The organism is Pseudomonas sp. 18-147 (assembly GCF_051048045.1).
GTDB classification, from domain to species: domain Bacteria; phylum Pseudomonadota; class Gammaproteobacteria; order Pseudomonadales; family Pseudomonadaceae; genus Pseudomonas; species Pseudomonas aeruginosa.
In genome coordinates, this window is sequence record NZ_CP182296.1 from 4799440 (window position 1) to 4813691 (window position 14252).

At 67.7% G+C, this 14252-nt stretch carries 8 protein-coding genes; 3 read left to right on the plus strand and 5 right to left on the minus strand.

Annotation, left to right across the window (positions count from 1 at the left end; all coding sequences use genetic code 11):
* The first annotated feature begins 92 nt into the window (after positions 1 to 92).
* Positions 93 to 3218, plus strand: a complete 3126-nt coding sequence (locus tag ACM0M4_RS22775; protein WP_054376024.1) for a transglycosylase domain-containing protein — start codon at positions 93 to 95, stop codon at positions 3216 to 3218.
* A 4-nt stretch (positions 3219 to 3222) separates the two neighbouring features.
* Here the strand turns inward: ACM0M4_RS22775 and ACM0M4_RS22780 are convergent, their stop codons facing one another.
* From ACM0M4_RS22780 to azoR1, 3 genes are read right to left on the minus strand one after another with little or no spacing between them, the layout of a single operon-like run.
* Positions 3223 to 4386, minus strand: a complete 1164-nt coding sequence (locus ACM0M4_RS22780; protein WP_003109755.1) for an AAA family ATPase — start codon at positions 4384 to 4386, stop codon at positions 3223 to 3225.
* Positions 4387 to 4441: 55 nt separating this feature from the next.
* A complete protein-coding gene (locus tag ACM0M4_RS22785; protein ID WP_003103070.1) occupies positions 4442 to 4747 on the minus strand; it encodes a DMT family transporter in 306 nt (101 codons plus the stop codon).
* Between the two features lie 9 nt (positions 4748 to 4756).
* Positions 4757 to 5395 carry an FMN-dependent NADH-azoreductase AzoR1 gene (gene azoR1 / locus ACM0M4_RS22790; protein WP_023129110.1) on the minus strand — a complete coding sequence of 213 codons (639 nt, stop codon included), beginning with the start codon at positions 5393 to 5395 and terminating at the stop codon, positions 4757 to 4759.
* A 126-nt stretch (positions 5396 to 5521) separates the two neighbouring features.
* Here azoR1 and ACM0M4_RS22795 point away from each other — a divergent pair, with 126 nt between their 5' ends.
* Positions 5522 to 6451, plus strand: coding sequence for a LysR substrate-binding domain-containing protein (locus ACM0M4_RS22795; protein WP_003123025.1), 930 nt, complete (start codon positions 5522 to 5524; stop codon positions 6449 to 6451).
* 144 nt (positions 6452 to 6595) lie between these two features.
* On the opposite strand, the gene putP is transcribed toward ACM0M4_RS22795, so the two are convergent.
* Complete coding sequence (gene putP, locus ACM0M4_RS22800) at positions 6596 to 8116, minus strand: sodium/proline symporter PutP (RefSeq protein ID WP_003103073.1); 1521 nt, start codon at positions 8114 to 8116, stop codon at positions 6596 to 6598.
* A 311-nt stretch (positions 8117 to 8427) separates the two neighbouring features.
* Complete coding sequence (gene putA, locus ACM0M4_RS22805; protein WP_012614477.1) at positions 8428 to 11610, minus strand: bifunctional proline dehydrogenase/L-glutamate gamma-semialdehyde dehydrogenase PutA; 3183 nt, start codon at positions 11608 to 11610, stop codon at positions 8428 to 8430.
* 463 nt (positions 11611 to 12073) lie between these two features.
* Between putA and ACM0M4_RS22810 the strand changes: the two genes are divergently transcribed.
* Positions 12074 to 14137: a TonB-dependent receptor gene (locus ACM0M4_RS22810; RefSeq protein WP_003085587.1), complete on the plus strand. Its 2064-nt coding sequence runs from the start codon at positions 12074 to 12076 to the stop codon at positions 14135 to 14137.
* The last annotated feature ends 115 nt before the right edge of the window (positions 14138 to 14252 follow it).

Genomic DNA, 14252 nt, shown 5'->3' on the forward strand with positions numbered 1-14252 from the left:
TCCTCGGTCGTCCGATTGCCGCCGGGGAGATTTTCCTTGCACGAATGACAGCAGGGTTGCAGCGGGACAACTAGACTTCCCCCCAGGTGCGGATGAATTGCGCAGCTACAGGCGGTGCGAGCATGGGTGCATCAGAACGATCCACGAACGACCCTTCCGAGCTGCAACCCTGCAGTCTCCCTGCCTCCGCTTCTCCTCGAAAAAGCCGTCTCCGCCAACGCCTGATGCTGATCGGCTTCGCCTTGCCGATCCTCGCCGCGGTAGGCATCGTGGTCCTTCACGAAGCGCACACCTCGCGGTTGCAGGCACGCGAGCTGGCACGCTACGCCGCGACCCTGGACTACGAGGTGCGCCAGGGTCCCAGCGAGGCCATCCTGTTCCCGGCGGACGGCCCCTTCGACCGCCGCCTCGGCTACCAGTTGCTGCCTTCGTTCATGCAGCGCCTGTACGACCGCGACTACGCCATCACCCGCCAGGCGCACTTCTCCCCGGCGCTGATGCGCTACGCCGAACACCGGCTGTTCCCGCCCTACGCGGAAAAAGCCCAGGCCGGGCTGGACATCGCCGATTGCCGCGGCGTGCCGATCTACGACTTCCGCTATCCGCAACGGCGCTACGCGAACTTCGCCAGCCTGCCGCCGCTGGCGGTGCAGAGCCTGCTGTTCATCGAGAACCGCGACCTGCTCGATCACGAACGCCCCTACCTCAACCCGGCGGTGGACTGGGGTCGCTTCACCCAGGCGGCGCTGTCGCAGATCGGCAAGATGCTCGGCTTCAGCGCGCACTCCTCCGGCGGCAGCACCCTGGCGACCCAGATCGAGAAATACCGCCACTCTGCCGAAGGGCGCACCGGCAGCATCGGCGACAAGCTGCGGCAGATGCTCTCGGCCAGCGTACGCAGCTATCGCGAAGGCCCGGCCAACTTCGCCGCGCGCCAGGACATCGTGCTCACCTACCTCAACTCGGTGCCGCTGTCGGCGGCGCCGGGCTACGGCGAGGTCACCGGCCTGGCCGATGGCCTGTGGGTCTGGTACGGCGCCGACTACCGGCAGGTCGGCGAGGCCCTCGACGGCAAGGCCGGACTCGCCGCCCAGGGCCTGGCCCTGCGCCAGGTGCTGGCGCTGATGATCGCCCACCGCCGGCCTTCCTTCTATCTGGCGCCGCGCGGCCGCGACGAGCTGGACCGGATGACCGACAGCCACCTGCGGGTCCTGACCCAGGCCGGCGTCATCGAGGCGCCGTTACGCGATGCGGCGCTGGCGCAGAAGCTGGCGTTCCGCGACCCACGCAGCCAGCCGACGGTGCAACCGCTGCCGACCAACAAGGGCGTGACCCTGGCTCGCACCCGCCTGGCCGGGATGCTCGGCGTGCCACTGTACGACCTCGACCGTCTCGACCTGCGGGCCAATACCACCCTCCAGCACGAGTTGCAGGAAAGCGTCACCGCCTACTTGCAGAAACTCGCCGACCCGGACTACGCCGCCCAGCTCGGGCTGATCGGCGAACGCCTGCTGACCCCGACCTCGACCCGCTCGGTACGCTACAGCTTCACCCTGTTCGAACGTACGCCGAGCGGCAACCAGGTGCGGGTGCAGACCGACAACACCGACCAGCCCTTCGACATCAACGAAGGCAGCAAGCTGGAGTTGGGCTCCACCGCCAAGCTACGGGTGCTGGCCAGCTACCTGGAGACCGTCGCGCAGATCCACCGCGACTATGGCGGCATGAGCGTCGCCGAGCTGCGCAAGGTGGAAGTGGAGCCGCTCGATTTCATCCTCCGCTGGGGCATCGACTACCTGGTCGCCAGCCGCGACCGCGATCTTTCCGCGATGCTCCAGGCGGCCATGGAACGGCGCTATTCGGCCAGCCCCTACGAGAGCTTCTTCACCGGCGGCGGGCTGCACACCTTCAACAACTTCCGCAAGGAAGACAACGGCCGCCGGCCGATGCTGCTGGAAGCCCTGCGCGAATCGATCAACCTGCCCTTCGTGCGCCTGCTGCGCGACCTGATCCGCCACGATATCTACCAGAACGCCGGGAGCAAGGTGCAGTTGCTGGCCGACGACAAGGACCCGCGCCGCGCCGACTACCTCGACCGTTTCGTCGACAAGGAAAGCCAGGTCTACCTGCGCCGCTTCTGGGTCAAGTACCGCGACAAGGACGCCAACCAGCGCCTGGAGACCTTCCTCGACGGCCTGCGTCCCTGGCCGGTGCGGCTGGCCGCGATCCACCGCTACCTGCAGCCACAGGCCGACCTGGCGAGCTTCAGCGCCTTCCTCCGCGAACGCCTGCCCCGCGGCAGCCTGACCGACAAGCGCGCCGCCGAGCTGTACGAGCGCTACGGCCCGGGCAAGTTCAACCTCAACGACCAGGGCTACGTCGCCCGCGTGCACCCGCTGGAGCTATGGCTGCTCGGCTATCTGCAGAAGCAGCCGCAGGCGACCTTCGGCGAGGCGGTGGCGGCCAGCGGCGCCGAGCGCAAGGAGGTCTACGGCTGGCTGTTCAAGTCGCGGCACAAGAACGCCCGCGACAAGCGCATCCGCATCCTGCTGGAGGTGGAGGCCTTCCTCGACCTGCACCAGCAATGGAAGAAACTCGGCTATCCCTTCGATCACCTGGTGCCCTCCTACGCCACCGCCCTGGGCAGCTCCGGCGACCGCCCGGCGGCGCTGGCCGAACTGATGGGGATCATCGTCAACGATGGCGTGCGCATGCCGACCCTGCGCCTGGAGCACCTCGACTTCGCCCTGGGTACGCCCTACCAGACGCGCTTCGCCCCGGAAGCCACCCTCGGCCAGCGGGTGATGACCTCGGAGGTCGCCACGACCCTGCGCAACGCGCTGTCCCAGGTGGTCGACGCCGGCACCGCGCGGCGCCTGCAAGGCACCTTCAGCCGTCCGGACGGCGCGCCACTGGTGATGGGCGGCAAGACCGGCACCGGCGACAACCGCCTGCAGACCTTCAGCGCCGGCGGCCACGTGCGCAGTTCGAAGGCACTGAACCGCACCGCCACTTTCGTCTTCTACATCGGCCCGCGGCACTTCGGTACCCTCACCGCCTACGTCGACGGCAGCGAGTCGAGCCAGTTCAAGTTCACCTCGGCCCTGCCAGTGCAGGTACTCAAGGGCATGGCACCGCTCCTCAGGGACTACCTCGACCCACGCACCGCCACCCGCTGCCAGGTACCGTTGTCGCCGCAACAGATCGGCCGCCTGTAGCGGTTCAGCGCACCGGCCAGTACCAGGCCGGCCGGTCCAGCTCGCGCAGCCCCTGGATGCGGGTCTCGCCGAAGTCCTTCTCCAGCCCCAGCGAATGGCATTCCGGGTGCTCTTCGAGCGTCGCGACAAGCCGCGCGGCGTGCGACACCACCAGCACCTGGGAGTGCTGCGCGGCCTGGCCGACCAGGCGCCCGAGGGCCGGCAGCAGGTCGGGATGCAGGCTGGTTTCCGGTTCGTTGAGCACCAGCAGCGCCGGCGGCCGCGGCGACAACAGGGCGGCGATCCACAGCAGGTAGCGCAGGGTGCCGTCCGACAGCTCCGCGGTGCGCAGCGGCCGCAGCAGGCCGGGCTGCTCGATCAGCACTTCGAAGCGCCCTCCCGGGTTGTCGATGTGCAGGCGGCTGCCGGGAAAGGCATCGTCCACCGCCTCGTCCAGCGCCGCCGCATCACCGATCTCGCGGATGGTCTGCAGGGCCGCGGCCAGGTCGGCGCCGTCGGCGCCCAGCACCGGCGTATGGGTGCCGATCTGCGGCCGCCGCGCCGGTGCCTCGGCGTCGCTGCGGAAATGGTCGTAGAAGCGCCAGGAGCGGATCCGCTCGCGCAGGCCGAGCAGTTCCGGCACCTGTCGCGGGTCCACCGCCGCGCCCAGCATGCTGTCGAAGGTGGCGAGGTGCTGCGCCGCCACTTCCCAGCGACCGCCGCCGCCGCGTGCGCGCAACAACGGCCCGCGACGGTCGACGAGGACATTGGCCGGGCGCAGGAACGGGCCGGCCCAGATGCATTCGCGCTTGATCACCGGGTCGAGACCGAACTTGCTCTGGCTTGGCTCCGGCAGGCCGAGGTCGATGCAATAACCGAAATCCTCCCCGGCGAAGCCCAGGCGCAGGTTCACCGACTGCCGGCGCACGCTGCCTTCGATCGGCTGGGCGCCACTGCGCATGGCCCGGCTGATGTCCTCCGGTCCCGCCCACAGGGTCGATGGCAGGCCGCCCTCGCGCGCCAGCGACGGGATCACTTCGCCGCGCGCGCTGTCCGCCAGCAGGCGCAAGGCCCGGTAGACGTTGGACTTGCCGGCGCCGTTGGCGCCGGTGATCAGGTTCAGGCGCCGCAGCGGCATCACCAGGTCGCGCAGGGTGCGGTAGTTGGACACCGCCAGGGTGGTCAGCATGGCTGCTCTCGAAGGAACGGAAACGCGGCCGATTGTAGGCCAAATGCCGCATCGCTTACTTGAGCCCGGCCACCCCGGCGACGATCAACCCGACAGAAACCAGCTTCACCGCCGTCAGGCTCTCGCCAAGCAGCAGGACGCCGAGGAACACCGTGCCCAGCGAGCCGATCGCGGTCCAGATCGGATAGGCGACGCTGACCGGCAACTCGCGCAGCGCCAGGGTCAGGAAATAGATCCCGCCGATCGCCGCGACCACCGTCAGCAACGACGGCCAGAGCCTGCCGAAGCCGTTGGAGAACTTCATGCCCATGGCGAAGGCGACCTCGAAGGCCGCCGCCACCAGCAGATGGAACCAGGCCATGGCGGCTCCTCAGGCCGACCGCGCCAGCGCCAGCAGGCGCTGTTCCGCCTCGGCGCAGGAGTCCTCGAAGGACCTGCCGCCGGATTCCTCGCCTTCCGCCGCGACCACCGTGACCTCGTCGATGCCGATGAAACCCAGCGCGGTGCGCAACCAGGGATCGGCGTGGTTCATCGCCTGGTTCTCGCCGCCCGGGCCGAAGCCATGGCCACCGCGACTGGTGACGATCAGCGCACGTTTGCCACGCAGCAGCGGCCGGTACTGGGCGATGCCATTGTCGAGGACGAAATCGAAGGTCGCCCCGAGGCGCACGATCTGGTCGATCCAGGCCTTCAGGCCGCTGGGCACGCTGAAGTTGTACATCGGCGTGGAGATCACCAGCAGGTCGCTGTCGAACAGTTCGCCGACCAGTTGGTCGCTCAGCGCCAGGTCGGCCTGCATCGCCAGCGAACGCTGTTCCGGCTGGGGATGGAAGGCGGCGGCGACGAAGGCCTCGGTGACCGCCGGAAGCGGTACCCGGCCGACTTCGCGGCGAGCCACGCGGGCCTGCGGATGGGCTTCGCGATAGGCCGCCAGGAAAACCTCGGCGAGACGCCGGGACTGCGAGCGCTCGCCTCGCGGACTGGCATGCACTGCAAGAATTCTACTCATCTGTATCTCCTTGGATTCGGCTAGACTCGAATGGCCTCAAGGCCCTTCTCCTGGAGCCAGAAATTATTGGCAGCGGGGGTTCCCGACAAATGAGCAATAGTTGTTCAGGGTGAATTCAGTTCACCCATGGAGATTCCAATGTTCGCTTCCCTGCCGCTGACCGCGTTGCGCACCTTCGAATCGGCGGCCCGCCAGTCGAGCTTCAAGGCCGCCGCCGAGGAGCTTGCGGTAACGCCAACCGCGGTTTCCCACCAGATCCGTTCGCTGGAAGCCTGGCTCGGCGTTCCGCTGTTCCAGCGCCTGCCACGGAAAGTGCGCCTGACCGACTGCGGCGAACGGCTGTTCCGCAGCCTGCACGGGGCCCTGCTGGAAATTTCGCAGAGCGTCGACACGCTGCGTCCGCAGCGCAGCGTAGGCAACCTGACGGTCTCCACCACCCCGGCCTTCGCCGCCCTCTGGCTGGTGCCGCGTCTCGGCCGCTTCTACGCCGCGCACCCGCAGATCAACCTGCGCCTGGACACCAACTGCGAAGTCCTCGACCTGCACCAGGACGCCAGCATCGACCTGGTGATCCGCTACAGCCTCGACGACCATCCGAACTTCTACGGTCTCTGCCTGTTCGACGAATGCTTCGCGGTCTACGGCTCGCCGGCCCAGGTCGCCCTGGCCGCAGAACGGCAGCCGACCCTGATCAGCGTGCGCTGGCACAACTCCAGGCTCTACGCCCACGGCTGGGAGGCCTGGTGCGCGCAGGCCGGCGAAGACTGGATGGAGGGCCAGCCGGTGATCCGCCAGTACGACGAGGAGCACTATGCCCTGCAGGCGGCCATCGCCGGCCAGGGACTGGTGCTGGCCAGTTCGATCCTGGTTTCGGAAAGCGTCGCCAGCGGCCTGCTGCAACCCTACAGAGCGGATATCAGTGTCGACGGCGCCGGCTACAGCGCGCTATGCGTGCCCGGACGGGAACGTCATCCGCCGGTGAAGGCATTCTTCGAATGGCTGAGGCTGGAGGCACGACAGTCGGGGCACGCTTGCCGGCTGGAGCGGGACGCCTGAGCGGCGCGGCGGGACAGGGACAACGCGGCTGCCGTTATCCGTCCTGCGCGGAGAGGCGCAGCAGCCGCCGGAAAAAACGACGGCCCGCACCTTGCGGGGCGGGCCGTCTCCATGCGCGGGCGCTTTACCCGCCCGCAGGCTCGATCAGCGCTGGGTTACCGGAGCGGCGGAACCCTGGTGCGCCTCGCGGTACTCCTGCTCCGCATCGTCGAAGCGCTTGAGCATGCTCGTCGAAGGCGCCTTGCCGAGCAGGCTGAAGACGACGATGGCGACGCTGGCGAAGAGGAAGCCGGGGATGATCTCGTACAGGCCGGTCCAGCCCAACAGGTTCTTCCACAGGATCACCGTCGCCGCGCCGACGATCATGCCGGCCAGCGCGCCGTTGCGGGTCATCCGCTTCCACAGCAGGGAGAACAGCACCAGCGGGCCGAAGGCGGCGCCGAAGCCGGCCCAGGCATAGGACACCAGGCCGAGCACGCGGTTTTCCGGGTTGGAGGCCAGCCAGATGGCGATCACCGCCACCAGCAGCACCATGGCGCGACCGACCCAGACCAGTTCCAGCTGGCTGGCGCCCTTGCGCAGGAAGGCCTTGTAGAAGTCCTCGGTGAGCGCCGAGGAGCAGACCAGCAGCTGGCAGCTCAGGGTGCTCATGACCGCGGCGAGGATGGCGGACAGCAACACGCCGGCGATCCACGGGTTGAACAGGATCTTGGCCAGCTCGATGAATACCCGCTCGGGGTTCTCGCTGACCGCGCCGGCCTGCTCCGGATGCGCCTGGAAGTAGGCGATGCCGAAGAAGCCCACGGCCACGGCGCCACCGAGGCAGAGGATCATCCAGGTCATGGAGATGCGGCGCGCGGCAGGGATCGATTTCACCGAGTCGGCGGCCATGAAGCGCGCCAGGATGTGCGGCTGGCCGAAGTAGCCCAGGCCCCAGGCCATCAGCGAGATCACGCCGATGAAGGAGGCGCCCTTGAGCATGTCGAAGCTGGTCGCGTCCTTCAGCTCGATGGCGGTGAAGGTCGGCTCGACGCCGCCGGTGGCGAGCATCACGATCACCGGGGTGAGGATCAGCGCGAAGATCATCAGCGAGGCCTGCACGGTGTCGGTCCAGCTCACCGCGAGGAAGCCACCGATGAAGGTGTAGGCGATGGTCGCCGCGGCGCCGGCCCACAGCGCGGTCTCGTAGGAGAGGCCGAAGGTGCTCTCGAACAGGCGCGCACCGGCGACGATGCCGGAAGCGCAGTAGATGGTGAAGAACACCAGGATCACCAGGGCCGAGAAGATCCGCAGCAGGCGGCTGTTGTCCTCGAAGCGGTTGGTGAAGTAGTCGGGCAGGGTCAGCGCGTTGCCGTTGTGCTCGGTCTGCACCCGCAGGCGGCCGGCGACGAACAGCCAGTTGAGGTAGGCGCCGACGATCAGGCCGATGGCGATCCAGCTTTCGGACAGGCCCGACAGGTACACCGCGCCGGGCAGGCCCATCAGCAGCCAGCCGCTCATGTCGGAGGCGCCGGCGGACAGCGCCGTGACGAAGCTGCCGAGGCTGCGGCCACCGAGGATGTAGTCGGAGAAGTTGTTGGTGGAGCGATATGCCGCCAGGCCGATCAGGACCATGGCCGCGATGTAGATCACGAAGGTGATCAGCGTGGGCGTATTGACACTCATAGGGACTCCCCTATTGCTTGTTTTTATCCGGGCCCTTGCGTGTGCAAGCAACGGGTAGCGGGCCCTTGGTTGGCAGAATGGCGCTTGTGGCGTCACTCCGTGAGCGCTTGCCGGAGCAAGCCGGAAACGTGGGTGGCCTCAAACGAGTCCGAACAGGCCCACGCCTCACGATCCCTCCCCTGTCGGGCAGGGAAAATCGTCCTTTATGGTCCGTTCCGGGCACGCACCGGAACGGCGGTCATTTCCCTCGGCGTTCGCTGCGGCGAACCCCGGAAACCGACCCGGGCGCCAAGGCGCCCGGGAACGGAGTATCACTCGGCGTCGGCCAGCGACAGCAGCGACGCGTTGCCGCCCACCGCGGTGGTGTTCACCGACGTGGTGCGCTCGCTGACGAAACGCAGCAGGTAGTTCGGCCCGCCGGCCTTGGGACCGGTGCCGGACAGGCCGTGGCCGCCGAACGGTTGCACGCCCACCACCGCGCCGATCTGGTTGCGGTTGATGTAGAGGTTGCCGACCCGCGCCAGCTCTTCGATGCGACGGGCGGTTTCCTCGTTGCGGCTATGGACCCCCATGGTCAGGCCGAAACCGGTGGCGTTGATCGCCTGCACGACCTTTTCCAGGTCCTGCGCGGCATAACGCACCACGTGCAGCACCGGGCCGAAGTTCTCTTTCTTCAGCTCGTCGATGCCGCTGATCTCGAACGCGACGGGAGCGACGAAGTGACCGTTCAGGTTGCCCGGCACCTTGGTCTCGGCGATCAGCTTGCCGGCGGCCTTCAGCGCGGCGATGTGCTGCTCCAGGCCGGCCTTGGCCTCGGCGTCGATCACCGGGCCGACGTCGCTGACGCGCACGTCGGTCGGGCCGACCTTCAGCTCGGCCATGGCGCCCTTGAGCAACTCGATCACCCGCTCGGCGATGTCCTGCTGCACGTACATCACGCGCAGCGCGGAGCAGCGCTGGCCGGCGCTGGTGAACGCGGATTGTACCGCATCCTTGATCACCTGTTCCGGCAAAGCGGTGGAATCGACGATCATCGCGTTCTGCCCGCCGGTCTCGGCGATCAGGGTGGCGATGGCGCCGGGCTTCTCGGCCAGTTGGCGGTTGATGATGCGGGCGGTGTCGGTGGAGCCGGTGAAGGCCACCCCGGCGACCCGCGCGTCACGGCAGAACACGCCGCCGAGGGTGGCGCCGTCGCCCGGCAGCAGGGCGATAACGTCCTTCGGCAGGCCTGCTTCGAACATCAGTTCGACGGTGCGCGCGGCGATCAGGCTGGTCTGCTCGGCCGGCTTGGCCAGCACAGTGTTGCCGGCCACCAGCGCGGCGCTGATCTGGCCGAGGAAGATCGCCAGCGGGAAGTTCCACGGGCTGACGCAGGCGAAGATGCCGCGGCCTTCGTAGAACAGCTCGTTGCGCTCGCCGGTCGGGCCGCGCAGTTCCTCGCGGACCAGGCGCTGGCGGGCCTGCTGGGCGTAGTAGCGGCAGAAGTCGACCGCCTCGCGGATCTCGTCGATACCGTCCTGCAACGACTTGCCGGCTTCCAGGGTGCACAGCGCCATCAGCTCGCCGCGCTGGGCTTCCAGCAGGTCGGCGAGACGCTCGAGGATGCCGGCACGCTCGTCCACCGGGGTGGCGCTCCAGCGCGGCCAGGCCGCCTGCAACACGTCGAGGGCCTTGCCGGCCTGCTCGGCGGACGCGTACTGGACGCTGCCGACCAGCCTCTCCAGGTCGTACGGGCAACGCACTTCGTGGGCCGGGCCGGAGAGCTTCTCGCCGTTGACGATCGGCGCGGCTTGCCACTGGCGGGTCAGGTGCGGCTTGTAGGCGAGCTCCAGCTCGTTCCACTGGTTCTGGATGTTCATGTTGATGCCCTGGGAGTTTTTCCGCCCGGCGCCGAAGATCGCCTGGGGCAGAGGGATACGGTCGTTGGCCAGCGTCTTGAACTGGCGCAGTTGGGTAACCGGGTGCTGGATCAGCGTCTCCACCGGCACGCGCGGGTCCACCAGCTTGTGCACGAAGGAAGAGTTGGCGCCGTTCTCCAGCAGGCGCCGGACCAGGTACGGCAGCAGGTCCTTGTGCGCGCCGACCGGGGCGTAGATGCGCACGTTGCGGCGGTACTTCTCGATCACCGTGTCGTACAGCGCGTCGCCCATGCCGTGCAGGCGCTGGAACTCGAAGTCGCGCTCCTCGCCGCCGGCGGCCCTGGCTTCGTCGGCCAGGGCGAGGATGGCGGTCACGGTGTGGGCGTTGTGGCTGGCGAACTGCGGGTAGATCACCCCGCGGGTGTGCTCGCTGAGCAGGTAGCGGGCGCAGGCCAGGTAGGAAGTGTCGGTGCCTTCCTTGCGGGTGTAGACGGGGTAGCCATCGGCGCCCTGCACCTGGCACTGCTTGATCTCGCTGTCCCAGTAGGCACCCTTCACTAGGCGCAGCGGGATGCGTGCGCCAAGCTCGCGGCCGAGCAGGGTCAGCCATACCAGCACCGGCAGGCAGCGCTTGGAGTAGGCCTGGATGACCAGGCCGAACTCGCCCCAGCCGGCGATGGCCGGGTCGCGCATCAGCTTCTCGTAGAGTTCGAGGGACAGCTCCAGGCGATCGGCTTCCTCGGCGTCGATGGTGATGCCGACGTTCAGCTTGCGCGCGCGCACCGCCAGTTCCAGGACATTGGCGAACAGCTCGCTGAGCACCCGCTCGCGTTGCGCCACTTCGTAGCGCGGATGCAGCGCCGAGAGCTTGATCGAGATCGACGGCCGCGGCCCCGGACCGACCTGCGGCTCGGCGCCGACGGTGTCGATGGCCTGGCGGTAGTCGGCCATGTATTTCTCGGCGTCGGCGGCGGTCAGCGCGGCCTCGCCGAGCATGTCGAAGGAATAGGTGTAGCCCTGCTCGCGGCATGGACGACCGTTCTTCAGCGCTTCGGAGATGGTCCGGCCAAGCACGAACTGCTTGCCCATCAGCTTCATCGCCTGGTTCATCGCGGCGCGGATCACTGGTTCGCCAGAGCGCTGCACCAGCCAGCTGATGACGCTCGGGGCGCGGCCGTCGGTGCGTTCGTCGATGTTCACCACCTTGCCGGTCATCACCAGGCCCCAGGCGGCGAAATTGACCAGAACGTTGTCGCTCTGGCCGAGATGGCGCTGCCAGTCGGCGGCGGACAGCTTGTCGCGGATCAGCGCGTCGGCGGTCGCCGCGTCAGGCACACGCAACAGCGCCTCGGCCAGACACATCAGCATCAGGCCTTCCTGGGTGTCCAGGCTGTATTGGCGCAGGAGTGCGTCGAGGGTATCGACGGCGTTGTCCCGGCTGCGCACGGTTTCGATCAGTGCGCGGGCGTTGCGGCGGATAGCCTCGATGCCATCGGGACCGGGGTCGGCGAGCTGCAGCAGTTCGCCCAGGTAGGCTTCCTCGTCGACCGCGTAGTTGGCGCTGATGACAGGGAAGAATTCGGCTGCGGACCGGGTCTGGTCCTCGCCCTGCAAGACGTGACTGGCTTTGAACATCACGCCCTCCTCTTGTGGAGCCATTGTTATTGAAAGAAGTCCGGCCAGGCGTCCATTGCCCGGGGCACCGCCGCCGGCGGGTTGTGCCGGCGGCGCGGCACGTCCTGTGGCGCGGGAATACGGATCAGTATGGGTCAGGCCCATTCCGCCGGCGCGAGGCACCAGCGGATAGCGGAATGTAGTGGCTGCGAGAGGGGCGATTCTTGCGAAAGACTCTGGAGTTTTTGCGGAAAACTCCTGGCTGCGGAACTTTCCCGTTCCTCTTCGCCGGCAGGCATGCGGACATTGCCGCTGCACGTCGGCACGACGCCATGCAGAGTGGCTACGCGGGTCTACCGACACAAAAAGAAATAATATAACATCCCAATAAATACGCCGATCCGACCCCGTCGCCCTTCCTCCGGGAAGGGCCTGGGTTCGCTTTGGCCTGAAAAAAGTCCGACCCATGACCATGGAGCCCGCAATGTCCTCTTCCGGCCTTTTCCCTTCCCGTCCGCTCTGGCCTCTCACGCCACTGGCGCTGGCCTGCCTGATTGTTTCGGGGGAAACGCTCGGCGCCGACGGCCGCCCCAGCGAATTGCCCTCCCAGGTGATCACCGCCAACCCGCTGGGCAACGAATCTCCCGCCACGCCCAGCAGCGTGCTCGAAGGCGACGAGCTGACCCTGCGACAGAAAGGCAGCCTCGGCGAAACCCTCAACGGCCTGCCCGGGGTGTCCTCCACCTACTTCGGACCGGGCGCCAGCCGACCGGTGATCCGCGGCATGGACGGCGACCGCATCCGCCTGCTGCGCAACGGCGTCGGCGCGCTCGACGCCTCGTCGCTGTCCTACGACCACGCGGTGCCGGAAGACCCCAACAGCGTCGAGCGCCTGGAAGTGGTACGCGGCCCGGCCGCCCTGCTCTACGGCGGCAATGCCATCGGCGGGGTGGTGAACAGCTTCGACAACCGCATCCCCAGCGAACCCGTCGACGGCATCCACGGCAGCGGCGAACTGCGCTACGGCGGCGCCGACACCACCCGTAGCCGCTCCGGCGCACTGGAGGCCGGCGACGGCAACTTCGCTCTGCACGTGGACGCCGCCAGCCGCGAGTTCAACGACGTCAGGATTCCCGGCTACGCCCATTCCAGCCGCCAGCGGCAGATCGACGGCGACACCGGCAAGCATCGGGTGCAGAACAGCGACGGCCGCCAGGACGGCGGCGCCGTCGGTGGCTCCTATCACTGGGAGCACGGTTACGCCGGCCTCTCCTACAGCGGCTACGACAGCAACTATGGCTCGCCGGCCGAGGACGACGTGCGCCTGAAGATGCAGCAGGACCGCTACGCCTTCGCCTCCGAGATCCGCGACCTCGAAGGCCCGTTCACCTCGCTGAAGCTGGACGCCGCCTATACCAAGTACGAGCACAAGGAAATCGAGGACGGCGAGACCGGCACCACCTTCAAGAACGAAGGCTACGAAGGCCGCATCGAGGCCCGCCACCGCCCGCTCGGCCCGCTGAACGGGGTGGTCGGCGCGCAGTTCGCCAACAGCCGCTTCTCCGCCCTCGGCGAGGAAGCCTTCGTGCCGCACACGGAAACCGACAGCGCCGCGCTGTTCGCCCTGGAGGAATGGAAGCTCAGCGACCGCCTCGACCTCAGCTTCGGCGCCCGCCTGGAGCACACCCGCGTGGACCCCGACGCCAAGGGCAACGAGCGCTTCGCCGAGAACGACGGTTCACAGAGCTTCACCACCGGCAGCCTGTCCACCGGCGCGGTGTACAAGCTGACGCCGATCTGGTCGCTGGCCGCCACCCTCAGCTACACCGAGCGCGCACCGACCTTCTACGAGCTGTACGCCAACGGTCCGCACGCCGCCACCGGCACCTACGAGGTAGGCGATGCCGACGCGGACAAGGAAAAGGCGGTCTCCACCGACCTCGCCCTGCGCTTCGACAACGGCGTGCACAAGGGCAGCGTTGGGGTGTTCTACAGCCGCTTCTCCAACTACATCGGCCTGCTCGCCAGCGGTCGCCATCGCAACGAGGAAGGCGAAGTGGTCGCCGCCAGCGATGACGAGGCGCTGCCGGAATACCTCTACAGCGGCGTTCGCGCGGACTTCTACGGCGTCGAGGCGCAGGACCGCATCCACCTGCTGGAAAGCCCGTACGGCAACTTCGACCTGGAACTCTCCGGGGACTACACCCGCGCCAAGAACAAGGACACCGGCGAACCGCTGCCACGCATCGCCCCGCTGCGCCTGAACACCGCGCTGATCTGGGAGTTGCAGCAGTGGCAGGCGCGGGTCGACGTCGAACACGCCGCCTCGCAGCACCGCGTGCCGGAGGAAGAACTCTCCACCGACGGCTACACCACCCTCGGCGCCAGCCTCGGCTACAACTTCGACCTCGGCGAGAGCCGCTGGCTGGCCTTCGTCAAGGGCACCAACCTGACCAACCAGACCGTGCGCTACGCCAGTTCGATCCTGCGCGACCGGGTGCCGGCGGCGGGACGCGGCATCGAGGCGGGGGTGAAGGTGGCGTTCTGAGACAGGCCGTGCGGGACGAATTCGCTCGGCGGATGACGTCCGCGCCGTTATCCGTCCTACACCACTCCCGGTAGGGCGAATAACCGCCTGCGGTTATCCGCCGAAGGTGGCGGAT

Coding starts and splice junctions, on each gene's coding strand:
- putP (WP_003103073.1), bottom strand. CDS start 8,116: ATGAGTGTCAATACGCCCACGCTGATCACCTTCGTGATCTACATCGCG.
- azoR1 (WP_023129110.1), bottom strand. CDS start 5,395: ATGAGTAGAATTCTTGCAGTGCATGCCAGTCCGCGAGGCGAGCGCTCG.
- ACM0M4_RS22795 (WP_003123025.1), top strand. CDS start 5,522: ATGGAGATTCCAATGTTCGCTTCCCTGCCGCTGACCGCGTTGCGCACC.
- ACM0M4_RS22810 (WP_003085587.1), top strand. CDS start 12,074: ATGTCCTCTTCCGGCCTTTTCCCTTCCCGTCCGCTCTGGCCTCTCACG.
- putA (WP_012614477.1), bottom strand. CDS start 11,610: ATGTTCAAAGCCAGTCACGTCTTGCAGGGCGAGGACCAGACCCGGTCC.
- ACM0M4_RS22775 (WP_054376024.1), top strand. CDS start 93: ATGAATTGCGCAGCTACAGGCGGTGCGAGCATGGGTGCATCAGAACGA.
- ACM0M4_RS22785 (WP_003103070.1), bottom strand. CDS start 4,747: ATGGCCTGGTTCCATCTGCTGGTGGCGGCGGCCTTCGAGGTCGCCTTC.
- ACM0M4_RS22780 (WP_003109755.1), bottom strand. CDS start 4,386: ATGCTGACCACCCTGGCGGTGTCCAACTACCGCACCCTGCGCGACCTG.